The 21,150-nt window shown below is 73.2% G+C and carries 22 protein-coding genes; 4 read left to right on the top strand and 18 right to left on the bottom strand.

Annotation, left to right across the window (positions count from 1 at the left end; all coding sequences use genetic code 11):
* Positions 1-342: 342 nt before the first annotated feature.
* The 14 genes from cbiE to ACFVVA_RS26005 all read right to left on the bottom strand — a co-directional run bounded on the left by cbiE (position 343) and on the right by ACFVVA_RS26005 (position 14,828).
* Complete coding sequence (gene cbiE, locus ACFVVA_RS26070) at positions 343-1,599, bottom strand: precorrin-6y C5,15-methyltransferase (decarboxylating) subunit CbiE (protein ID WP_387693138.1); 1,257 nt, start codon at positions 1,597-1,599, stop codon at positions 343-345.
* Positions 1,600-1,735: 136 nt separating this feature from the next.
* Complete coding sequence (locus ACFVVA_RS26065) at positions 1,736-2,401, bottom strand: GNAT family N-acetyltransferase (protein WP_387693136.1); 666 nt, start codon at positions 2,399-2,401, stop codon at positions 1,736-1,738.
* Positions 2,402-2,599: 198 nt separating this feature from the next.
* The gene (locus ACFVVA_RS26060; protein WP_359905991.1) at positions 2,600-3,427 is read right to left on the bottom strand and encodes a MetQ/NlpA family ABC transporter substrate-binding protein; all 828 of its coding nucleotides are present in this window, start codon (positions 3,425-3,427) and stop codon (positions 2,600-2,602) included.
* Between the two features lie 57 nt (positions 3,428-3,484).
* Entirely contained in the window at positions 3,485-4,213 is a 729-nt protein-coding gene (locus ACFVVA_RS26055; protein WP_359905988.1) for a methionine ABC transporter permease, read from the bottom strand.
* Positions 4,210-5,235, bottom strand: a complete 1,026-nt coding sequence (locus ACFVVA_RS26050) for an ATP-binding cassette domain-containing protein (protein WP_359905985.1) — start codon at positions 5,233-5,235, stop codon at positions 4,210-4,212. Before ACFVVA_RS26050 ends, ACFVVA_RS26055 begins: the two co-directional genes overlap by 4 nt.
* Positions 5,236-5,793: 558 nt before the next feature.
* Positions 5,794-6,294 carry a GNAT family N-acetyltransferase gene (locus tag ACFVVA_RS26045; protein WP_387693131.1) on the bottom strand — a complete coding sequence of 167 codons (501 nt, stop codon included), beginning with the start codon at positions 6,292-6,294 and terminating at the stop codon, positions 5,794-5,796.
* Between the two features lie 215 nt (positions 6,295-6,509).
* A complete protein-coding gene (locus ACFVVA_RS26040) occupies positions 6,510-6,767 on the bottom strand; it encodes a hypothetical protein (protein ID WP_387693129.1) in 258 nt (85 codons plus the stop codon).
* Between the two features lie 190 nt (positions 6,768-6,957).
* On the bottom strand, positions 6,958-8,382 hold the full coding sequence (gene argH, locus ACFVVA_RS26035) for an argininosuccinate lyase (protein WP_387693127.1): 1,425 nt from the start codon (positions 8,380-8,382) through the stop codon (positions 6,958-6,960).
* A 125-nt stretch (positions 8,383-8,507) separates the two neighbouring features.
* Positions 8,508-9,056, bottom strand: coding sequence for an arginine repressor (locus ACFVVA_RS26030; protein ID WP_359905973.1), 549 nt, complete (start codon positions 9,054-9,056; stop codon positions 8,508-8,510).
* Positions 9,057-9,079: 23 nt separating this feature from the next.
* Positions 9,080-10,312, bottom strand: a complete 1,233-nt coding sequence (locus ACFVVA_RS26025) for an acetylornithine transaminase (RefSeq protein WP_387693124.1) — start codon at positions 10,310-10,312, stop codon at positions 9,080-9,082.
* Positions 10,309-11,184: an acetylglutamate kinase gene (gene argB / locus ACFVVA_RS26020; RefSeq protein ID WP_359906023.1), complete on the bottom strand. Its 876-nt coding sequence runs from the start codon at positions 11,182-11,184 to the stop codon at positions 10,309-10,311. The genes ACFVVA_RS26025 and argB overlap by 4 nt, the downstream gene beginning before the upstream one ends.
* A 186-nt stretch (positions 11,185-11,370) precedes the next feature.
* The gene (gene argJ / locus ACFVVA_RS26015; protein ID WP_387693121.1) at positions 11,371-12,543 is read right to left on the bottom strand and encodes a bifunctional glutamate N-acetyltransferase/amino-acid acetyltransferase ArgJ; all 1,173 of its coding nucleotides are present in this window, start codon (positions 12,541-12,543) and stop codon (positions 11,371-11,373) included.
* Positions 12,540-13,568, bottom strand: coding sequence for an N-acetyl-gamma-glutamyl-phosphate reductase (gene argC / locus ACFVVA_RS26010; protein ID WP_359905964.1), 1,029 nt, complete (start codon positions 13,566-13,568; stop codon positions 12,540-12,542). Before argC ends, argJ begins: the two co-directional genes overlap by 4 nt.
* 93 nt (positions 13,569-13,661) lie before the next feature.
* Positions 13,662-14,828 carry a methyltransferase gene (locus ACFVVA_RS26005; protein WP_387693158.1) on the bottom strand — a complete coding sequence of 389 codons (1,167 nt, stop codon included), beginning with the start codon at positions 14,826-14,828 and terminating at the stop codon, positions 13,662-13,664.
* Between the two features lie 126 nt (positions 14,829-14,954).
* On the opposite strand from ACFVVA_RS26005, the gene ACFVVA_RS26000 reads away from it, so the two are divergent.
* On the top strand, positions 14,955-15,365 hold the full coding sequence (locus ACFVVA_RS26000) for a VOC family protein (protein WP_387693118.1): 411 nt from the start codon (positions 14,955-14,957) through the stop codon (positions 15,363-15,365).
* Positions 15,366-15,395: 30 nt separating this feature from the next.
* The gene (locus ACFVVA_RS25995) at positions 15,396-15,770 is read left to right on the top strand and encodes an RNA-binding S4 domain-containing protein (RefSeq protein WP_387693116.1); all 375 of its coding nucleotides are present in this window, start codon (positions 15,396-15,398) and stop codon (positions 15,768-15,770) included.
* A gap of 94 nt (positions 15,771-15,864) precedes the next feature.
* Here the strand turns inward: ACFVVA_RS25995 and ACFVVA_RS25990 are convergent, their stop codons facing one another.
* The 3 genes from ACFVVA_RS25990 to ACFVVA_RS25980 all read right to left on the bottom strand — a co-directional run bounded on the left by ACFVVA_RS25990 (position 15,865) and on the right by ACFVVA_RS25980 (position 17,970).
* Entirely contained in the window at positions 15,865-16,371 is a 507-nt protein-coding gene (locus tag ACFVVA_RS25990; protein WP_387693114.1) for an FBP domain-containing protein, read from the bottom strand.
* A gap of 45 nt (positions 16,372-16,416) precedes the next feature.
* The gene (locus tag ACFVVA_RS25985; RefSeq protein WP_387693113.1) at positions 16,417-16,971 is read right to left on the bottom strand and encodes an HD domain-containing protein; all 555 of its coding nucleotides are present in this window, start codon (positions 16,969-16,971) and stop codon (positions 16,417-16,419) included.
* 114 nt (positions 16,972-17,085) lie between these two features.
* Positions 17,086-17,970 carry an SAM-dependent methyltransferase gene (locus tag ACFVVA_RS25980; RefSeq protein WP_387693111.1) on the bottom strand — a complete coding sequence of 295 codons (885 nt, stop codon included), beginning with the start codon at positions 17,968-17,970 and terminating at the stop codon, positions 17,086-17,088.
* 212 nt (positions 17,971-18,182) lie between these two features.
* Between ACFVVA_RS25980 and ACFVVA_RS25975 the strand changes: the two genes are divergently transcribed.
* Positions 18,183-19,097, top strand: coding sequence for a polysaccharide deacetylase family protein (locus ACFVVA_RS25975; protein WP_387693109.1), 915 nt, complete (start codon positions 18,183-18,185; stop codon positions 19,095-19,097).
* Between the two features lie 9 nt (positions 19,098-19,106).
* Here the strand turns inward: ACFVVA_RS25975 and ACFVVA_RS25970 are convergent, their stop codons facing one another.
* A complete protein-coding gene (locus ACFVVA_RS25970) occupies positions 19,107-19,925 on the bottom strand; it encodes an SDR family NAD(P)-dependent oxidoreductase (RefSeq protein ID WP_387693107.1) in 819 nt (272 codons plus the stop codon).
* A gap of 306 nt (positions 19,926-20,231) precedes the next feature.
* Between ACFVVA_RS25970 and ACFVVA_RS25965 the strand changes: the two genes are divergently transcribed.
* The gene (locus ACFVVA_RS25965) at positions 20,232-21,101 is read left to right on the top strand and encodes a 3-hydroxybutyryl-CoA dehydrogenase (protein WP_359905942.1); all 870 of its coding nucleotides are present in this window, start codon (positions 20,232-20,234) and stop codon (positions 21,099-21,101) included.
* Positions 21,102-21,150 lie beyond the last annotated feature (49 nt).

Here is a 21,150-nt window from a genome sequence, read left to right as displayed (position 1 = left end):
ATCCGGCGCACTGCGGCACCCCGGCCCGGCGCACCGCCCGTACGGGGCGGCACATCGTCTGAAACAACGACAACCCGGAGCAACCGGCACGACCGCACCGGACCCTACGGCATTCTCCAGGTCCGGCACGCGGCCCGTCGAATTGCCCACACTCCGAGCGGATTCGGATTGCACCGCGTCAAAAAGGTGACAAACCGACCGAATCGGGTGGGTCGCCGACCGATACGGCCGTCCAGGACGTCACACTACCGGCACGGCGCGGTCACCTCTCGAATCGGTGTCCGGATGCGACCTGGATCACCGTCGGCGCCACCGGACGGCCCCGGCCCGCGCCCACGGCCTTCACACGATCTGCTCACCCCAGAGCACCAGCACGCCGGTTCCGCCGGTCCCCAGCGCCAGACCGTCGCCCTCCCCCGCCGGCCGCAGCGGGGTCGCCTGGAGCAGCGCGCCGTCCGCCCGGTAACCGGCCCCGGCGATCGCCCGGTGGACCTCCTGCGCCTCGGCGAGGGTCCGGGGCAGTGCGACGAACCGCTCGGGACGGCGGGCCAGGACGGCGCGCACCACGTCGAGGCCGCCGGACTCCACCACCGCCGCGTCCGGCTCCGGCAGGCCGCCCAGCACCTCGGGGCCGCTCCCGTACACCGTCTCCACCTCGACGCCGTAGCGGCGGGCGTTGACGGTCAGCCGGGCGCAGGCCGAGCGGGAGTCCTCGACCGCGACGACGGCGGCGCCGAACCGGGCCGCCTCCACCGCGAGGGCGCCGCTGCCGGCGCCGACCGACCAGACCAGGTCCCCGGGGCGTGCGCCCAGACGGGCCAGTACCAGGGCGCGCACATGGGCGGGGAGCACCTCCGGTGCGCCCGGCTCACCCTCCGTGCGCCCGGCGCCCGCATAGGCGTCACCGGGGAGCGCCCAGCCGCGTTCCGCGCCGGGGTAGCCGACCGGGCGCCCCGCGAGCCAGCCGGCCGCCTCGTCCACGGCGGAGGCCTGGGCGCCGCCGCCGATCACCAGCACCACGTTCGGGTCGCGCCACACGTGGTCGGCGATCCGGTCGGAGGTGAGGACGGTGACGTCCTCGTCCGGGGTGCCGAGGGCCTCGCAGACCACGAAGGTCCGGTGCACCCCGCGCAGCATCAGGGCGAGTTCGGCGGGCCCGGCGCCGGGCGCGGTGAGCACCGCGACCTTGGGGTGGGCCCGGCAGATGTTGGCCGCACGGCGCAGCCGTCCGCCGTGGACGCTGACCACCCGGGCGTCCTCCCAGGGCATGCCGGCCCGGGCGAAGGCGGCGGCCACCGAGGAGACGGCGGGCAGCACCTCCAGTTCGAGGCCGTACTCGGGGCGGCGCAGGGTGCGCACCACCCCGAAGAAGCCCGGGTCGCCCTCGGCGACCACGACGGCGGCGCCGCGGTGCTCGGCGATCCGGCGGGCGGCCTGCCGGACGTTGCCGAGAATGATCCGCTCGGCGGCCTCCGGCACCGGGAGGGCGTTCAGTTGGTAGGGGGCTCCCGCCACCAGGGTCGCCGCGGCCAGGGCCGCGCCGGCGGCCTCGGTCAGCGGTGTGCCGTCCCACCCGATGACCGTGATCCGGTCAGCCATCTGCGGCCGTTCTCCCTCGCCTCGGTGCGCCACTCGATCCGCCGTCGTGCGGTGCCGGTCCAGAGGCTACCGGGTGCGGTACCCCGGACCCCGACATCTCGCACACATGTCCACGCCGGGTCAGGGCCTTCGGGGCTCAGTCGCGGAGCACGTAGCGCTGGTCGCCGTGCCAGCCCCCGCGGAGCGGCTCGGGCGACTCCAGGTCCTCCGGGAGCAGGCTCCACAGGATGAGGTCGCTGCGGCTCTCTCCCCCGGCCCGGCCGCCGGGGGCTGCCCCCGGCACCGCCTCGCCGGACTCCCCCCGGACTATCCAGGCGCTGCGCAGCACGCCCTCGCTGATGCCGCCGATCTTCTGGGCGACCTGCTGGGCGGCGGTGTTCCCGGCGGCGGTGCGCAGCTCCAGGCGCAGGAAGCCGCGGTCCTCGAACAGCCACTGGGCGACGCCGAGGACGGCCTCCGGGGCGTAGCCCTCGCCGCGCGCCCAGACGGCGGTGACGTAGGAGATCTCGGTGCTGCGCAGCCGCCAGTCGGTGTTGCGCAGCTCGACCAGGCCGACCAGGCGCTGGGTCAGGTTCTCGGTGACGGCGAAGACGATGCCGCGCCCGGCGGCCCGGTGGGCGGGGGCGAGGGTACGGGCGAGCTCGGCCGCGTACTCCTCGGTGAAGGGGTGCGGCAGGTCCGTCCAGGCGAGGACGAGGTCGTCGGCCATCATGGTGGCCAGCCCGGGGGCGTCGTCCTCCGCCAGGGGCCGAAGCAGCAGCCGTTCGGTGCTGATGGCGGTCTCGGGGAAGCTCGCTGCCATGCCGTCTCTCCTCGCCGGGTCGTGAACACAACACCGTACGCCTCCGTCGTGCCCCGGGTGCCACGCGGTGCGCTGCCCGCACGACGGTACGTCAGAACGCGGTCGGCCGGAGTGTCCCTGCCGCATACTGCCCGACCGGGCCCCCGCCGAGGTGCGGCGGGGGCCCGGTCGGGATCGGGGTGTCGAGCGGACCGCGGCTCAGAAGGCCGGGATGACCGAACCCTGGAAGGTGTCGTTGATGTACTTCTTGACCTCGTCGGAGTGCAGCAGCTCGGCCAGCTTCTTGACCCGCGGGTCGTTCTCCTTGCCCTTCTTGACGGCCAGGATGTTGGCGTACGGGTTGCCCTCGGCCTTCTCCAGCACCAGGGCGTCGGTGGCCGGCTTCAGGCCGGAGTCGATCGCGTAGTTGCCGTTGATGACGGCGGCGTCGAGGTCGGCGACGGAGCGGGGCAGCTGGGCGGCCTCCAGCTCCTTCCACTTGAAGTTCTTCGGGTTGCCGGTCACGTCCGCCGGGGTGGCGGCGGTGGTGACGCCGTCCTTGAGGGTGATCAGCTTGTTGTCGGCGAGCAGCTTGAGCGCGCGGCCCTCGTTGGTGGCGTCGTTCGGCAGACCGATGGTGGCGCCGTCCGGCAGGTCGGCGATCGCCTTGACCTTCTTGGAGTAGACGCCCAGCGGCTCCAGGTGCACGGGCTCGACCGACACGATGTCGGTGCCGCGCTTCTTGTTGAAGTCCTCCAGGTACGGGACGTGCTGGAAGTAGTTGGCGTCGGCCGAACCGTCCTGCACCGCCGTGTTGGGGGTCACGTAGTCGGTGACCTCCTTGATGTCGAGCTTGAGGCCCGCCTTCTCCGCGAGGTTGTCCTTGACGAACTTCAGGATCTGACCGTGCGGGGTGGGGCTGGCCACGACCTTGAGCGGCGCGTTCGCGTCCGACGAGGAGGAGGACCCGGAGCTGCCGCAGGCGGCGAGCGAGAGGGCGACGCCGGCGGTGGCGAGGATGCTGGTGAACTTCAGAACGTTGCGCACGAAAAGTGCCTTTCTGCGTGGAACGGGGAGCCGCGCCCGGGGTCGGACGGGGGAGGTCTAGGAGGCGACGAGGTCCTCGTCGGGCGTCGTCCGGGAGCGGCCGAGCAGCCGGGTCCGGCCGCCGGTGCGCCCGCGGTGGGAGAGCCGCTGGACGACGAAGTCGCCGATCAGCTGGACGGCGGTGACGATGATCACCAGCTCGGCCACGATGACCCACATGAAGGTGGTCTCGAAGCGCTGGTAGCCGTAGTTGACGGCGAGGGTGCCGAGGCCGCCGCCGCCGACCGTGCCGGCCATCGCGGAGTAGCTGATCAGGGTGATGACCGTGGTGGTGACCGAGGCCACGATGCCGGGCAGGGCCTCGGGCAGCAGGGTCTTGCGGACGATCGTCCAGGTGCTGCCGCCCATCGACTGGACCGCCTCGACCAGGCCCCGGTCGACCTCACGGACGGAGGTCTCGACCAGGCGGGCGAAGAACGGGATGGCGCCGATGGTCAGCGGCACGGTCGCCGCCTGCCAGCCGATGGAGGTGCCGACCAGCCAGCGGGTGAAGGAGATCAGCGCGATCATCAGGATGATGAACGGCACCGACCGGGCGAGGTTCACGACGAAGCCGATGCTCTTGTTGACGGCCCGGTTGGCCAGCAGGCCGCCCTTGTCGGTGAGCACCAGCAGCACGCCCAGCGGCAGGCCGAGCAGGACGGTGACGACCGCGGACACCCCGACCATCTGGAAGGTCTCCTGCGTGGCGGGCCCCATCAGGGCCCACATCTCGTCCCAGGTCATGCCACCGCTCCGTCCGTCGCACCGATCACGTCCACCTGCAGGCCCTGCTCGCGCAGGTAGCCGATCGGCACCACGTTGTCCTGGTGGCCGCCGGACAGCTCGACCCGCATCCGGCCGACCATCCGGCCGGCGATGGTCTCCACCGCGGCGCCGAGGATGTTGATGTCGATCTGGTAGGTGCGGGCGAGCTGGGAGACGAAGGGCTGGGCCGAGCTGTCGCCCTGGAAGGTGATCTCCAGCACGGTGGAGCCGGGGTGGCCGGTGCCGAACTCGCTGAGCGGGAACAGTTCGCGGGCCAGCTCGGAGCCGGGCCTGGCGAGCAGGTCGGTGAGCTCGCCGGACTCGACCACCCGGCCGCCGCGCATCAGGGCGGCGGAGTCGCAGACGGACTTGATGACGTCCATCTCGTGGGTGATCAGCAGGACGGTGAGGCCCAGCTGCTGGTTGAGCTCGCGCAGCAGCTTGAGGATCGAGCGGGTGGTCTCCGGGTCGAGCGCCGAGGTGGCCTCGTCGGAGAGCAGCACCTTGGGGTCGCCGGCCAGCGCCCGGGCGATGCCGACGCGCTGCTTCTGGCCGCCGGAGAGCTGGTTGGGGTAGCTGCGGGCCTTGTCGCCCAGGCCGACCAGGTCGAGCAGCTCGGCGGCCTTGCGGCGGCGCTCGGTGCGGTCCAGGCCGATGATCTCCAGCGGGAGCTCGACGTTCTGCTGCACCGTCCGCGAGGAGAGCAGGTTGAAGTGCTGGAAGACCATGCCGATCCGGCGGCGGGCCTCGCGCAGTTCCTTGCCGGCCCGGTTCTCGCCGCCGGCCAGCGCGGTCAGCTCGACCCCGTCCACGGTGACCGTGCCGGAGGACGGGCGCTCCAGCATGTTCACGCAGCGGATGAGGGTGGACTTGCCGGCACCGCTGGTGCCGACGACTCCGTAGACCTCGCCCGGGCGGACGTGCAGGTCGACACCGGCGAGGGCGGTCACCTCGCGGCCTCGGGAACGGTAGACCTTCGTCAGGTCCGTGGTGGTGATCACAGCGGCTTTCCGTGGGTCGGGGGCGGGCGGCGCGGGTCGACCGCCCGACCTGCTTGCGGTCGGCGGGGCGACCTCACGGCGCTGCGCCAGGAGGGTCCGGACCTGGCGTCCCTCGATCGTGGCCGTTGGACGCCGGGGCCGCGCGACGGCGTGGCCCTAACGGGTCAACTCAACGGCACCCGCGCGGATGCGGGCACGACGGGGGAAGGGGTCCGGGAGGAGGGGCGCGCTCGCACGGGCGGGAGCGCTGCCGGAGTCTCGCTTCGGGGCGCGAGGGGGAGGCGCCCTCAGCGGGGCGCCGGGGGCGGTGGCCCTCAGCAGTGACACATTCGACGACACATGGCACGCTCACCTGCCGGCAGGGTGCCGGTGGGGGTCCAGTTCGTCGTCGCAGTCATGTGAGCCAGTAAAACAGATGGGTCGAATTCCGCCCAATTGTTTGGCGAAGCTGTCCGCAATGCGGACACATACCCCTGCGACCTGCATGGATACGGCTCGGCGCCGCCACCGGTGGTCCGGATGGTGGCGGCGCCGGGAAACGTGCGCGGGGCGGCGGGCTCAGGCCGTCGCCGCGAGCGGCGTCGCGGCGGCCTTCTCCAGGTGCACGTAGCTCAGCCGGCTGGTGATCTGCTCGACCCCGGTCTGGCGGTACCCCTGTCGAGCGTACAGCCGCAGGTTGCCGAGGCTGCGGTGGCCGGTGGACAGCCGGTAGGCGCTCACCGGCCCCTCCTGGGCCATGCGGCGCTCCAGCGCGTCCAGCAGGCGGCCGCCGAGGCCGTGGCGCTGCATCCGCGGGTGGACGACCAGGCGCCCTATCCGGGCGACGCCGTCGTCGCCGACGCGGCCGCGGACGGTGCCGACCACCTCGTCGCCCAGCCGGGCGACCAGGAAGTGGTCCTCGGACAGTTCGGCGCGCAGGCTCTCCAGGCTCTGCGTCAGGGGCTCGATCGCCCAGTCGCCGTACAACTCGGCCTCGGGCTGGTAGCCGAGGTACTGGAGCTTGAGGATCTGCTCCGCGTCCTCGGCCTCCGCAGCCGAGATGATCACGCTCATGCCCATGTGGAGGGGCCTCCCCAGTCGTCGTGCCCGGCGCGCAGAGGGTGGCGCGCTCACGCTCAGTATCCGAGTGATCGCACCACCGTCAAGAGCTGCGTTCGCCAGCGCTCTACCCGGGTGTCAGCTCCGCTCAACCTTCGCGGGGGCGGACGTGAGCAGGGTCACCTCCCGTGCCGCACGGGCTCCGCCCGGTCGCACGGGCTGCTCAGGGGCAGCGCTCAGGGGTAGCGCTCCGCGTGGAGCAGCATCCGCAGGCAGGCCAGGCAGCGTGAGCGGGTGGGGCCGATCGAGCCGCGCGGCATGCCGAGCCGCTCGGAGAGCTCACGGTACGTGGGCGGCGGGTCCTCGGCGAGCGCGGCGATCAGCTGCGGACAGCGGCCGGGCAGGGCGGCGACGGTCTCGCGGACCGCGCGGCGGCGGGCTTCGGCGAGGTAGACGTCCTCGGCGGAGGGGGCGGGTCGGAGGGGGGTGCACACACCGTGCATGACGGCCCGGGGCGGGGCCGGTTACGCCCGGGCCGGGGCGCGGACACGGGAGGGGCGCGCCGGTCGGACCGCCGCGCCCCTCCCCCGTCGCACCGGGGGTCGATCCCGTCGCGCCCGGGCGTCCTTCCCGACCGCGCCGGGGATCGACCCCTCCGTCGGCGGACCGGCCGCCCGCGAGGGGTCAGCCCCGGACCCACTCCTGCTGCCGCGCCAGGTCCGCCTTCACCTCGGCGAGCTGGACCGCGACCGCCGAGGGGGCCGTTCCGCCGCGCCCGTCGCGGGAGGCGATGGCGCCGTGGACGCTGAGCACCGAGCGCACCTCGGGCGTCAGGTGCTCCGAGATCGCGGCGAACTGCCCGTCCGTCAGGTCGGACAGTTCGATGCCCTCGGCCTCGCAGACCTTGACGCAGGCGCCGGCCACCTCGTGCGCGACCCGGAACGGCACGCCCTGCTTGACCAGCCACTCGGCGATGTCGGTGGCGAGCGAGAAGCCGGCCGGGGCCAGCTCCTCCAGCCGCTCCCGGTGCACGGTGAGGGTGGCCATCATCCCGGTGAACGCGGGCAGCAGCACCTCCAGCGTGTCGCAGGAGTCGAAGACCGGCTCCTTGTCCTCCTGGAGGTCCCGGTTGTAGGCGAGCGGCAGCGCCTTGAGGGTGGCCAGCAGGCCGGTCAGGTTGCCGATCAGCCGGCCGGACTTGCCGCGGGCGAGCTCGGCGATGTCCGGGTTCTTCTTCTGCGGCATGATCGAGGAGCCGGTGGAGAAGGCGTCGTGCAGCGTGATGAAGCCGAACTCCTTGGTGTTCCAGATGATCACCTCCTCCGCGATCCGGGAGAGGTTGATGCCGACCATCGCGGTCACGAAGGCGAACTCGGCGACGAAGTCGCGCGAGGCGGTGCCGTCGATGGAATTGCCGACCGAGCCGCCCTCGAAGCCGAGTTCGGCGGCGACGGCCTGCGGGTCGAGGCCGAGCGAGGAGCCGGCCAGCGCGCCGGAGCCGTACGGCGAGACGGCGGTGCGGGCGTCCCACTGGCGCAGCCGCTCGGCGTCCCGGCCGAGGGCCTGCACGTGCGCGAGGACGTGGTGGGCGAAGAGCACCGGCTGGGCGTGCTGGAGGTGGGTGCGGCCCGGCATCGCGGTGTCCGGGTGCGCCTCGGCGAGGCCGACGAGGGCCTGCTGGAGGTCGAGCAGCAGGCTGCCGATGGTCTTCGCGTGGTCCCGCAGGTACATCCGGAACAGGGTGGCGATCTGGTCGTTGCGCGAGCGTCCGGCCCGCAGCTTGCCGCCGAGGTCGGGGCCGAGGAGCTCCAGCAGGCCGCGCTCCAGGGCGGTGTGCACGTCCTCGTCGGCGACGGTGCCGGTGAAGGTGCCCGCCCGGACGTCGGCCAGCAGCCGGTCCAGGCCGTCCAGCATGCCGGCCAGCTCCTCGTCGGAGAGCAGGCCGGCCTTGTGCAGGACCCGGGCGTGGGCCTTGGAGCCGGCGATGTCGTACGGCGCGAGGCGCCAGTCGAAGTGGACCGAGGCCGAGAGCCGGGCGAGCGCCTCGGACGGGCCGTCGGCGAAGCGCGCGCCCCAGAGGCGGACGTCGGAGGGCTGCTCGGCGGTCATCGCGTGACTCCTTCATGCATGTGCAGTGGACGGCATAAGTATGCACGACGCCGTATGAAACACAAAACCCCGGCCGGAGGGCTCTCCGTCGGCCGGGGTTCGTCGAGGTCAGGCGGCGTGCGGCGCTACTGCGCCTTCGCCTGGGCGAGTTGCATGAGGTGGTCGGCGAGCGCCTGGCCGCCGGCCGGGTCGCGGCTGATCAGCAGCACGGTGTCGTCGCCGGCGATGGTGCCGATGATCTCGAAGACCTCGGCCTGGTCGATCGCCGAGGCCAGGAACTGGGCGGCGCCCGGCGGGGTGCGCAGCACCACCAGGTTGCCGGAGGCCGTCGCGGAGACCATGAGTTCGCCGGCCAGCCGGGCCATCCGGCCCTCGCTGGCCGACTCCCCCATCGGCGCGCGCGGCGTGCGGTCGCCGCCCTCGGCCGGGACGGCGTAGATCAGCGCGCCGTCCCGGTTGCGGATCTTGACCGCGCCCAGCTCGTCCAGGTCCCGGGAGAGGGTGGCCTGGGTCACCACGAGTCCATCGTCGGCGAGCAGCTTGGCGAGCTGGCTCTGCGAACGCACGGGCTGGCGGGTGAGCAGGTCCACGATCCGCCGGTGGCGCGCGGTGCGGGTCTGCGGGACCTGCGGCGTCGGGCCGGCGGCGGACGAACCGGAGCGGGAAGCGGTCATGTGATTATTCTCCCGGACGACGGTCAACTCGCATCGGCCGGGGCGCTCTCGCGCACCGTCCGGAGGATGCCCGGCAGCGCGGCCAGGAAGGCGTCCGTCTCCTGCTCGGTCAGCACCAGCGGCGGGGCCAGCCGGACGGCGTCCGGGACGGCCGCGTTGACCAGGTAGCCCGCCTCCTGCGCGGCGGCCTGGACCCGCGCCGAGACCGGCTCGGTGAGCACGATGCCGAGCAGCAGGCCCGCCCCGCGCACGTGCGAGACCAGCGGGTCGCCGAGCGCCTCGATTCCGTGCCGCAGCCGCTCGCCCAGCTTGCGGGTGTGCTCCAGCAGGCCCTCGGACTCGATGGTGTCCAGCACCGCGAGCCCGGCCGCGGCGGCCACCGGGTTGCCGCCGAAGGTGGTGCCGTGCTGGCCCGGGGTGAGCAGTTCGGCGGCCGGCCCGAAGGCGAGCACCGCGCCCATCGGCAGACCGCCGCCGAGCGCCTTGGCCAGGGTGACCACGTCCGGCTCCACGCCCTCGTACGCCTGGTGGGCGAACCAGTGGCCGGTGCGGCCGACACCGGTCTGGATCTCGTCCAGGACCAGCAGGGTGCCGGTGGCCCGGGTGATCTCGCGCGCCGCCCTCAGGTAGCCCTCGGGCAGCGGGACGGCGCCGTTCTCGCCCTGGATCGGCTCCAGGAAGACGGCGGCGGTCCCGGTGGTGACGGCCGCGCGCAGCGCCTCGACGTCGCCGAACGGGACGTGGGTGACGTCGCCGGGCAGCGGCCGGAACGGGTCCTGCTTGGCGGGCTGGCCGGTGAGCGCGAGGGCGCCCATGGTGCGGCCGTGGAACGCGCCCTGGAGGGCGACCAGGTGGGTGCGGCCGGTCCGCCGGCTGATCTTGAAGGCGGCCTCGTTGGCCTCGGCGCCGGAGTTGCAGAAGAACACCCGCCCGCCCGGGCGGCCGTCCAGCTCCAGCAGCCGCTCGGCGAGGGCGATGGTGGGCTCGGCCATGAAGAGGTTGGAGACGTGGCCGAGGGTGGCGATCTGCCGGCTCACGGCCTCGACGACGGCCGGGTGGGCGGTGCCGAGGGCGTTGACGGCGATGCCGCCGAGCAGGTCGGTGTACTCCTTGCCGTCGGCGTCCCAGAGCTTGCTGCCCTCGCCGCGCACCAGCGGGATGCGGGGGGTGCCGTAGTTGTCGGTGAAGGAGTGCTGCCACCGCTGGGCGAGCTGCTCGTTGTGCGTCACGTCGGTCATGTCGGTCCCGCCGGTCATGCCAGTCCCCCGGTCACGGTCGCTTCGTCGTCCGGCACGACCATCGTGCCGATGCCCTCGTCGGTGAAGATCTCCAGCAGCAGGCTGTGCTGGACCCGGCCGTCCAGCACGCGGGCGGTGCCCACGCCGGAGCGGACGGCGCGCAGGCAGCCCTCCATCTTGGGGAGCATGCCGCTGGCCAGGTCGGGCAGCAGCTCCTCCAGCTCGCTCGCGGTGAGCTGGCTGATCACGTCGTCCGAGTTCGGCCAGTCCTTGTAGAGGCCCTCGACGTCGGTGAGGACGACGAGCATCTCGGCGCCCAGCGCGACCGCGAGGGCGGAGGCGGCGGTGTCGGCGTTGATGTTGTAGACGTGGCCGTCGGTACCGCGGGCGATCGAGGAGATGACCGGGATGCGGCCGTCGGCGATCATCGCCTTCACCGCGCCGGACTCGATGTTGACGATGTCGCCGACCAGACCGATGTCGACCTGCTCGCCGTCCACCACCGCGTAGCGCTTGACCGCCGTCATGGTGTGGGCGTCCTCGCCGGTCATGCCGACCGCGAACGGGCCGTGCCCGTTGAGCAGGCCGACCAGCTCGCGCTGCACCTGGCCGGCGAGCACCATCCGGACCACGTCCATGGTCTCCGGGGTGGTGACCCGCAGACCGTTGGTGAAGCTCGACTCCAGGCCCAGCCGGTCGAGTTGGGCGCTGATCTGGGGGCCGCCGCCGTGCACCACGACCGGGTGCAGACCGGCGTAGCGCAGGAAGACGACGTCCTGGGCGAAGGCGGCCTTGAGGCTCTCGTCCACCATCGCGTTGCCACCGAACTTGATCACGACGGTCTTGCCGTGGAAGCGCTCCAGCCACGGCAGCGCCTCGATCAGCGTCATGGCCTTGGGCAACGCGGTGTTGTTGCGGGCCTGTTCGCCCTTGGGTGCGATCTGCACGGAATTCCCTCGTCGATGGGGGTCCCCCCGGCCGCGGGCCGGGGGGATGTCGCGGATCAGGTGCCGCGGCTCGGAGTGCCGCGGCTCAGGGTGTCGCGGCTCAGGGTGTCGCGGACGAAGTGACGCGGATCAGGTCGAGTAGGCGCTGTTCTCGTGAACGTAGTCGGCCGTCAGGTCGTTGGTCCACAGCGTGGCGCCCGCCGTACCGGCGTTGAGGTTCGCGGTGATGACGACCTCGCGGCCCTTCATGTCCACCAGGTCGCGGTCCTCGCCCACGCCGCCGGCCCTGCAGACCCAGACGCCGTTGATGGCGACGTCCAGCTCGTTCGGGTCGAAGGCGGCGGAGGTGGTGCCGATCGCGGCCAGCACCCGGCCCCAGTTGGGGTCCTCGCCGTGGATGGCGCACTTGAGCAGGTTGTTGCGGCTGATCGTCCGGGCGACCTCGACCGCCTCGTCCTCGGTGGCGGCGCCGGTGACGTCGATCCGGATCTCCTTGCTCGCGCCCTCCGCGTCGCCGATCAGCTGGCGGGCCAGGTCGGCGCTGACCGTGCGGACGGCCTCGGCGAACTCGGCCTGCTCCGGGGTGGTGCCGGAGGCGGCGGAGGCCAGCAGCAGCACGGTGTCGTTGGTCGACATGCAGCCGTCGGAGTCGATCCGGTCGAAGGTGGTGCGGGTGGCGCCGCGCAGCGCTTCGTCCAGGGCGGCGCTGTCCAGGTCGGCGTCGGTGGTGAGGACGACCAGCATGGTGGCGAGGCTCGGGGCGAGCATGCCCGCGCCCTTGGCCATGCCGCCGACCGTCCAGCCGGCCGGGCTGGTGTACTGGGCGGTCTTGTGCACCGTGTCGGTGGTCTTGATGGCGATCGCGGCGGCCTCGCCGCCGTCCTCGCCGAGCTCGCCGGCGGCCAGGGCGACCCCGGGGAGCAGGATGTCCATCGGCAGCCGTACCCCGATCAGGCCGGTGGAGGCGACGGCGACCTCGCCCGCGCTGAGGCCCAGCTCCGCGGCGACCTTCTCCGCGGTGGCGTGGGTGTCCTGGAAGCCGAGCGGGCCGGTGCAGGCATTGGCGCCACCGGAGTTGAGGACGACCGCGGAGACCCGGCCGCCCTTGAGGACCTGCTCGGACCAGAGGACCGGCGCGGCCTTGACCCGGTTGGCGGTGAAGACGCCGGCGGCCGCGAGCGAGGGGCCGTCGTTGACCACCAGGGCGAGGTCGGGAGTGCCGGAGGCCTTGATGCCGGCGGTCACGCCGGCGGCGCGGAAGCCCTTGGCTGCGGTCACTCCGACGTTGGTGGTCGTGCTCACGGTGCGACTCCGTTCACGGGAAGGCCGAGCTCCTCGGGCAGGCCGAGGGCGATGTTCATGCTCTGCACCGCACCGCCGGCGGTGCCCTTGACCAGGTTGTCGATCGCGCTGATCGCGATGATCCGCCCGGCGGCGGCGTCCAGGGCGACCTGGACCAGGGCGGTGTTGGCGCCGTAGACGCTGCTGGTCTGCGGCCACTGCCCCTCGGGCAGCAGGTGGACGAAGGGCTCGTCCGCGAACGCCTCGGTGTAGGCGGCGCGCAGGCTCTGCGCCGTCACTCCCGGCCGGGCCTTGGCCGAGCAGGTGGCGAGGATGCCGCGCGGCATCGGGACGAGGGTGGGGGTGAAGGAGACGGAGACCGGCTCGCCCGCGAGCGGGGTGAGGTTCTGCGCCATCTCCGGGGTGTGCCGGTGGACGCCGCCGACGCCGTACGGGCTGACGCTGCCCATCACCTCACTGCCCAGCAGGTGCGGCTTGGCGGCCTTGCCCGCGCCGGAGGTGCCGGAGGCGGCGACCACCACGGCCTCCGGTTCGGCGAGCTGCGCGGCGTAGGCGGGGAACAGCGCCAGGGAGACGGCCGTCGGGTAGCAGCCGGGCACGGCGATCCGGTTGCTGCCCTTCAACGCGGCGCGGTGGCCGGGGAGTTCGGGCAGGCCGTAGGGCCAGGTGCCGGCGTGCGCGGAGCCGTAGAACTGCTCCCAGTCGGCGGCGGCCCTGAGCCGGAAGTCGGCGCCGCAGTCGATCACCAGGACGTTCGGGCCGAGCTCCTCGGCGACGGCGGCGGACTGGCCGTGCGGCAGCGCCAGGAACACCACGTCGTGGTCGGCCAGCACCTCGGGGGTGGTGGCCTCCAGGACGCGGTCCGCGAGCGGGAGGAGGTGCGGCTGGAGCGCGCCCAGTCTGGTGCCCGCGTTCGAGCCGCCGGTCAGCGCCCCGATCTCGATCTCCGGGTGGCCGAGCAGCAGGCGCAGCACCTCGCCGCCCGCATAACCGCTCGCGCCGGCGACGGCGACTCGCAATGCCATGGCGTTCCTCCTTAGTTGTGGCATGAATATACGCGTGGCGGAAAATTCATGCAAGGAGTGTCTGCCGGACCCCGCCCGGGCGGGGCGGCCCGGTCAGCGCTTGACGGCCCGCAGCACCACGAACTTGGGGTTACCGGCGACGAGTTGGCAGTTGCCGAAGAGGCGGCGCAGCTTGACGTGGTAACCGAGGTGGCGATTGCCGACCACCCAGAGTTCCCCGCCGAGCCGCAGCGCCCGCTTGGCGCCGGTGAACATCCGCCAGGCGGTGGCGTCGGTGGTGGCCTGGTGGGAGTGGAACGGCGGGTTGTTGAGCACCAGGTCCACCGAGCCGGCGGCGACCACGTCCGGGGCCAGGGCGTCGGCGGCCAGGAACCCGGCCGGGGCGTCCGGGCCCAGGTTGGTGCGGAAGGTCTCCTCGGCGGAGGCCACCGCCTGGTGCGACTCGTCCACGAAGACCAGCTCCGCGCCGGGCCCGGCCAGCGCGGCGGCCGTACCGACCACCCCGTTGCCGCAGCCGAGGTCCACCACCCGGGCGCCGGGGGCGGGGACGGGCAGGTGGGCCAGGAAGAATCGGGTGCCGATGTCCAGCCGGTCCGCGCAGAAGGTGCCCGCGTGGTTGACGACCGTACGGCCGGAGGCGGCACCGATGTCCGACGGCAGCGCGTAGCGGTGCGGCCACGGGTTGGGACCGGCGTCGAGCGCCCGGTCCGGGGTGCAGAGGATCAGCCGGGCCTTGCGCACGGCCAGTGAGGTGCGGGTCGGCCCGAGGATCCGCTCGAAGAGCTGGAGCGTGGAGGTGTGGATCTCGGTGACCATGCCGGAGCCGATCACCACGGTGCCCTCGTGGAGCGCGGGGGCGAGCCGGTGCAGCTGGTCCTCCAGCAGGGCCAGGCTCTTGGGGACGCGCACCAGCAGCACGTCGATCCGCTCCGGCGGGGCGTCCCGGGTGGTGAGCAGCCGGGTCTCGTCGACGGCGGCGCCGGCCCGGGCCAGATTGGCCAGGGTGGCCTGCCGGCCGAGGTAGGAGTCGGTGATCTGGACCGGCCGGTACTCGGCGAGCGCGGTGGTCAGCGCGCCCCAGCGGTCGCCGAGGACGGCGACCGTACGGCCGGCCAGCTCCGTCGCGGCGCCGGCCGCGCTGTCGGCCTCGCCCGCCAGGTGGCGCAGCAGGTACTCGTCGGCGGCGTCCCAGGCCCGCAGCCGCTCGCGCGGGTCCACGGGGAAACGGGTGAGCTCCAAGGCGCCCCACGGGGTGGCCAAGGCGGTGTCCGGCGGGGTCGCGGCGGGCGTGGTCTGGGGATTCATCGTGTTCTCAGGCTATCCGACGGCCCCCGGGAGCGATTACGGACGGATACTGGAAGAGCCCGACCGAGAGGGGTGAGGGCGATGGAGTGGAAACTCGAAGTCGTGGTGGTCCCGGTGTCGGACGTGGACCGCTCGAAGCTCTTCTACGAGGAGCAGGCCGGGTTCACCGTCGACCACGACACCCTGCTGCGGGACGGGATCCGGGTGGTCCAGCTGACGCCCCCCGGCTCGCCCTGCTCCATCGTGGTGGGCAAGGGGGTGATCGACTCCCCGCCCGGATCGGTCAAGGGGCTCCAGCTGGTGGTGCCGGACATCGAGAAGGCGCACGCCGAACTGGCGGCACGGGGCGTGGCGGTCAGCCCGGTCCAGCACTTCGTGGCGGGGGGCCGGGTGGACGGGCACGGCGAGGCGTGGAACAACTTCGTGTTCTTCAACGACCCGGACGGGAACGGCTGGGCGGTCCAGGAGGCGCCGGGCGCCGCCCGGGGCTGACCGGCGGCCGGCCTTGGGTAGGCTCCGGGGATGGCTGAACACGAGGGAAGCGTGCGGCTGGACAGCTGGATCTGGTCGGTCCGGCTGGTCAAGACGCGGGCGCTGGCGGCGGCCGCCTGCCGGGCCGGGCACGTCAAGGTGAACGGCGAGCGGGCCAAGCCGGCCCAGGCGCTGAAGCCCGGGGACGAGGTGCGGGTCCGCGAGGAGGGCCACGAACGGGTCGTGGTGGTGCAGAAGCTGATCCGCAAGCGGGTCGGCGCCGAGGTCGCGGCGCAGTGCCTGGTCGACAACAGCCCGCCGCGGCCGCCGCGCGAGTTCGTCGCGGCGGCCGGGACGAGGGACCGGGGGGCCGGGCGGCCGACCAAGCGGGAGCGCCGCGAGCTGGACCAGCTGCGCGGGACCTGAGCCGCGCGGGCACCGAACCGTACGGGCACCGAACCGTACGGGCGCCGAGCCCCGCGGACACGGAGAGGTGCGGGCACGGACAGGCCCGGAGCCGTTACACGGCAGCGGTGGCGAGCACCTTGGCGAGGAAGCCGCCGAGGTTGCCCACCGTCCGGTCGATCTGCAGCTCCAGCGGCAGCGACTCGTCGGGCCGGGTGACCAGGGTGGACTTCTTCAGCCCGCGCACGTAGAGGGAGCAGGCGAGGTCGGCGCAGATGTAGGTGCCGACCGTGTTGCCCTCGCGCCCGGCCGCCCCGGCCCGGCGGGCGGCGAGCAGCGCGACCCCGGACCCGGCGTGCGCGGTGATGCACAGCGAGCACACGTTGGTCTTGGTCAGGCTGCGCCGGATCACCGGCGAGCGCAGCGTCAGGCCGACCGGCTCGCCCTGGTACGGCGCCACCAGGTACGCCCGGTCGGGCGCGCCCTGGTCCCGCCAGCCGAGGAAGTCCAGGTGGTCCCAGGGCAGCTCCGCCAGGCCCCGGGGCAGGTTGAGCCGGCGGGCCTCGCCCTTGGAGCAGTTGACGAAGGACGCGCGGATCTCGTTCTCGCTCAGGGGTTCCATGTCGCGGAAGCTAACACCGGCCCGCCCGTCGTGTCGCGCCGATTTTCACCCGGTCCGCACCGGGTGGGCGGCCTGGACGGCGAGCCGCCGCGGGGCGTCCTCGCCGATCCGGGTGAGCAGGTCGTCCAGGGCGAGGAAGGCTTCCCAGCGTTCCTGTCCTCCGGCGGCGGCGAGCCGCTCGACCACCAGGTCCTCCAGGTCCGGGACCCGCTTGTTCTTCCAGGCCTTGTCGGCCAGGCTGACCAGCAGTGACTCGACGGTGACGCCGGGTCCGTCCCAGCTCGCGTGGCCGCGGGCGAAGCGGGCGAGGTGCTCGGGGACGCCGCGGGCGAGCAGCAGGGCGTACCCGGCGGGCTCGTGCAGGGAGCCGGGGGCGGAGAGCTCCTCGGGGTGGACGGTCTTGCCGATGTCGTGGGTGGCGGCGCCGTACAGGACGGCCTCGTGGTCGAAGGCCAGGCCCGCGCGGGCACAGAAGCCGACGATCTCCCCGGCCACTTCGTGCACCAGGGCGAGGTGGGCGACCAGGCGGGGCGGGGCGTCGACGGCCCGCAGCAGTTCGGCGACGCCGGGGGGCAGCGGGGGCAGGTCGGTGGTGGTCACGCCGCAGGGTACCCGCGGCGGTGAGGGGCTGTCAGTGGTGAACCCCAGGCTTCGACGGTCCGGTCCCGGCGCAGGAGGGAGGCGCCGGGACCGGACCCCGACGGACGCTCGGGGCTACTTCTTGAAGGCGACACCGGCGTACGCCGAGACGTCCTGCCAGCCCTCGGGGAGTTCGGAGGTGGGCACGTGGCCCGCGACGGGGCGCCAGAGCGGGAGCTGGACGAGTCCGGGGCCGGCGAACTCGAAGTCGCCGAAGAAGGGTTCGACGCCGGACCGCGGGCGCAGCACGAGCGGGGCGCTGGCGCTGCGGTAGATGCGGGTGCCCTCGGAGGCGCTCTCGCGGGAGGCGAAGTCGGGGCTGCCGTGGGAGAGGATCAGCGCGCTGCCCGGGGCGAGCGCGTCGCGCAGGGTGCGGACGATCTGCTGCGCACCCTCCTCATCGCGGATGAAGTGCAGCACGGCGACCAGCATCAGCGCGACCGGCCGGGAGAGGTCGACGGCGGCGGCCAGCGCGGGGTGGCCGAGGATGGCGGCCGGGTCGCGCAGGTCGGCCTCGATCACCGAGGTGTGCCCGGCGGGGTGGCCGGCCAGCAGGGCGCGGGCGTGGGTGGCGACGATCGGGTCGTTGTCCACGTACACCACCCGGGCGTCCGGGGCGACCCGCTGGGCGACCTCGTTGGTGGAGCCGACCGCCGGGATGCCGGTGCCGATGTCGACGAACTGGCGCACGCCCCGGCTCGCGACGAACTCCACGGCGCGGCCGAGGAACTGCCGGTTGGTGCGGGCCAGCAGCGGCAGCGCGGGGTAGGCGGATATCGCGGCCTGGGCGGCCTTGCGGTCGGCCTCGAAGTTGTCCTTGCCGCCGAGGTAGTAGTCGTACATCCGGGCGGTGTGCGGGACGCCGGTGTCCAGCTCGCTCGGGGGCTGCCAGTCCTCGGCTCTGGCCCAGTCCCACTCGGTGTCCGTGCTCCGGCCGGTCGCCGCGCCGTCCTCGTACATCCTGTCCGCCCCCAATGCGCAATGCCGGAAGAGTTTGGCCACCGCCGGTCAACTCGCGGTGCGCGGTGATCGTATCCAAGGACACACCGCGGAAACAGCGGGAGTTCAGGTTTACGCAACACCCGGTCACAGAGTGTGTGCACGTCAAAGCCGGTGCGGGCCCGGTCGGGTCGGATCGCCGGGCGGAGCCGTCCTCTCTATGCTGGCTGCCGATGACTGCCGACCGCCGCACCGTACTGCGCGCCACCGCCCGGATCGCCGCCCTCGCCGCCACCGGCGGCCTGCTTGCCGCCTGCGGCACCGGAACGCTCCGCCGGGCCGACCCGGGGGCACTCGCCGCGCACCCCGGGACCGTGGACCCGCAGCACACCACCGACCCGGCCTGGAACGGCGCGGAGGGCCCGGCCTCCCCCGCGCCCACCACCCCGGCGGAGCCCGGGCCCGACGGTGGGCCGACCGCCGCCGCGGCCGCCGCCCAGCCCTCCGCCCCGCCGGCCCCGCCCGTGCTGCCGCCGCTCGCGCCCGGCACCCCGGCCGAGGTCGCGTACGGGCCGCGCACCGGGAGGAACGTGGCGCTCACCTTCCACGGCAGCGGCGACCCGAAGCTGGCCACCGCCCTGCTGGAGGCCGCCGAGCAGCGCGGCGCCAAGGTGACCGTGATGGTCGTCGGCAGCTGGCTCGACCAGCAGCCGCAGATGGCCCGTCGGATCCTGGACGGCGGCCACGAGCTGGGCAACCACACCCAGAACCACCTCAACATCTCGGCGATGGCACCCGACCAGGCGCGCGCCGAGATCGCCCAGTGCGCCGAGCGCCTGCAGCGGCTCACCGGCTCGATCGGCCGCTGGTTCCGCCCCTCCGCCGCGCAGTACGCCACCCCGATGGTGCGCGAGCAGGCCAGGGCGGTCGGGTACGAGCACGTGCTGTCCTTCGACGTCGACCCGCGCGACTACAACGACCCCTCGGCCGCCGAGCTGCAGCGCCGGGTGCTGAACTCGGTGCGCGGCGGCTCGGTGGTGGCGCTGCACATGGGGCACCAGTGCACGGTGGACGCGCTGCCCGGCATCCTGGACGGCCTGGCCAAGGCGGGGCTGAAGCCGGTGACCGCGAGCCAGCTCTGCGCCTGAACGACCCGGTCAGAGCATCGGGTCGTCGTCCTTGTACGGGCGCAGCCGCAGCGTGCGGGCGTCCGCGGCGCGGATCGCGTCGGCCCGGTTGACCAGTTCCTCCAGGTCGTCCCGGCCGGCGTGGATGAAGCGCCCGTGCAGCCCGTCGAAGCGGCCGCGGGCCGCGTCCACGGTGACCGCGACCATGTACGGGATGGAGCCCCAGTCCGTGGTGCCCTTGAACATCGGCATCCCGGCGGTCATGTCGGTGGCCACCGCGCCCGGGCTGATGTCGAGGACGACGATGCCGTTGCGGGCCAGCGAGTCCGCCATGTTGTCCGAGAGCTGGAGCAGCGCGCCCTTGGAGGTGGCGTACGCGGTGTAGTCGCCGTCCGGGCGCAGCGCGAAGCCGGAGTTGAGGTTGATCACCCGGCCGCGCCGGCGGGCGACCATGCCGGGGAGCACGCAGCGCAGCAGGTTGTAGGGGCCGCGCAGGTTGGTCTCGATCACCTGCCACCACTGGTTGGCGTCGGTCTCCCAGAGCGGCACCTCGGCGCGGTCGACCAGGCCGGCGTTGTTGACCAGCAGGTCGATCGGCCCGAGGTCGCGCTCGACCAGCCGGACCGCCTCGCGCACCGAGCCGGGGCGGGTGACGTCGGCGGTCACGGCGACGCCCCGGGAGCCGCGCCTGACGCACTCCTTGAGGGTGTCGGTCAGTGTCTCGTGGGTGCGGCCGACCAGGCCGACGGACATCCCCTCGGCGGCCAGGCCGATGGCAAGTTCCCGGCCGATGCCCCGGCCGGCCCCGGTGATCAGGGCGACCTGTCCTGCGAGCGATCCCGTCGACACCCCGTACTCCCTTCGCGTGCCCGGCCCTGTCCTCTTCCGCCCCCGGCCCCCGTCTGCGGCATTCTGTCGGGCGCCGGGCGGAGCCGGGCCCGGGCACACGGGTCCGGGGTCGCCGCCTCACTCGTTCGGGGGACTCCCGGCCGTGGCACCCTGCCGGGGAGGGGGTGACCTACTGGCCGGTACGGAGTAGTAACGTCGTCGGGGCGGTGACCGGTGCACCCATTCCGGCACACCGGCCCGTTGTCCAGCAGCTCGCTGGGCCACCCGCTGGCTGGGCGACCCCCAGCACCGTCGAAGGGCAACTGAGTGAGTGACATCGCGCGCGTCGGAGTGATCGGCTGCGGCCTGATGGGGTCGGGAATCGCCGAGGTCTTCGCCCGGGCCGGGCTGGACGTCCTGGTGTCGGAGGCCAGCGGTGAGGCGCTGGAGTTCGGCCGCACCCGGCTGACCAACTCCCTGGAGACGGCCGTCAAGCGGGGCAAGCTGACGCCCGAGGAGCGGGACGAGGCGCTGGCCCGGCTGTCCTTCACCGTCGAGCTGTCCGACTTCGCCGACCGCGACCTGGTGGTCGAGGCCGTCGCCGAGCGCGAGGACATCAAGGTCCGGATCTTCGAGACCCTGGACCGGGTGGTCGAGCGCCGCGACGCGATCCTCGCCTCCAACACCTCCTCGATCCCGATCGTGAAGCTGGCCGCCGCCACCAGCCGCCCGGAGCAGGTGATCGGCCTGCACTTCTTCAACCCGGCGCCGGTGCAGAAGCTGGTCGAGGTCATCCCGACCCTGACCACCTCGGCGACCACCACCGAGCGGGTCGAGGCGTTCGCCTCCCAGGTGCTCGGCAAGGAGCCGATCCGCGCCCGTGACCGGGCCGGCTTCGTGGTCAACGCGCTGCTGGTGCCGTACCTGCTGTCCGCGGTGCGGATGTTCGAGACGGGCGTGGCCACCGCTTCGGACATCGACAAGGGCATGGAGGCCGGCTGCGCCCACCCGATGGGCCCGCTGCGGCTGTGCGACCTGATCGGCCTGGACACCATCGTCTCGATCGCCGAGTCGATGTACGACGAGTACAAGGAGCCGCTGTACGCCGCTCCCCCGCTGCTCTCCCGGATGGTCGACGCCGGCCTGCTGGGCCGCAAGTCCGGCCGGGGCTTCTACGACTACACCGCGAGCGCCTGACACCCGCGGCGGGACGGACGGCGGGGCCCGGCGGCCGGTTCACGGCCGC

This window comes from Kitasatospora sp. NPDC058048 (assembly GCF_042885555.1).
Classification (GTDB): Bacteria; Actinomycetota; Actinomycetes; order Streptomycetales; family Streptomycetaceae; genus Kitasatospora; species Kitasatospora lactacystinica.
Note: the sequence above shows the minus strand (reverse complement) of the source record. Positions and strands in the feature narration are given on the sequence as shown.

Bases quoted from the DNA above. Each gene is read 5' to 3' on its own strand.
- cbiE (WP_387693138.1), bottom strand. From the start codon at position 1,599: ATGGCTGACCGGATCACGGTCATCGGGTGGGACGGCACACCGCTGACC.
- ACFVVA_RS26065 (WP_387693136.1), bottom strand. From the start codon at position 2,401: ATGGCAGCGAGCTTCCCCGAGACCGCCATCAGCACCGAACGGCTGCTG.
- ACFVVA_RS26055 (WP_359905988.1), bottom strand. From the start codon at position 4,213: ATGACCTGGGACGAGATGTGGGCCCTGATGGGGCCCGCCACGCAGGAG.
- ACFVVA_RS26045 (WP_387693131.1), bottom strand. From the start codon at position 6,294: ATGGGCATGAGCGTGATCATCTCGGCTGCGGAGGCCGAGGACGCGGAG.
- argH (WP_387693127.1), bottom strand. From the start codon at position 8,382: ATGACCGCCGAGCAGCCCTCCGACGTCCGCCTCTGGGGCGCGCGCTTC.
- ACFVVA_RS26030 (WP_359905973.1), bottom strand. From the start codon at position 9,056: ATGACCGCTTCCCGCTCCGGTTCGTCCGCCGCCGGCCCGACGCCGCAG.
- ACFVVA_RS26025 (WP_387693124.1), bottom strand. From the start codon at position 10,312: ATGACCGGCGGGACCGACATGACCGACGTGACGCACAACGAGCAGCTC.
- argB (WP_359906023.1), bottom strand. From the start codon at position 11,184: ATGACGCTGATCGAGGCGCTGCCGTGGCTGGAGCGCTTCCACGGCAAG.
- argC (WP_359905964.1), bottom strand. From the start codon at position 13,568: ATGGCATTGCGAGTCGCCGTCGCCGGCGCGAGCGGTTATGCGGGCGGC.
- ACFVVA_RS26000 (WP_387693118.1), top strand. From the start codon at position 14,955: ATGGAGTGGAAACTCGAAGTCGTGGTGGTCCCGGTGTCGGACGTGGAC.
- ACFVVA_RS25995 (WP_387693116.1), top strand. From the start codon at position 15,396: ATGGCTGAACACGAGGGAAGCGTGCGGCTGGACAGCTGGATCTGGTCG.
- ACFVVA_RS25990 (WP_387693114.1), bottom strand. From the start codon at position 16,371: ATGGAACCCCTGAGCGAGAACGAGATCCGCGCGTCCTTCGTCAACTGC.
- ACFVVA_RS25980 (WP_387693111.1), bottom strand. From the start codon at position 17,970: ATGTACGAGGACGGCGCGGCGACCGGCCGGAGCACGGACACCGAGTGG.
- ACFVVA_RS25975 (WP_387693109.1), top strand. From the start codon at position 18,183: ATGACTGCCGACCGCCGCACCGTACTGCGCGCCACCGCCCGGATCGCC.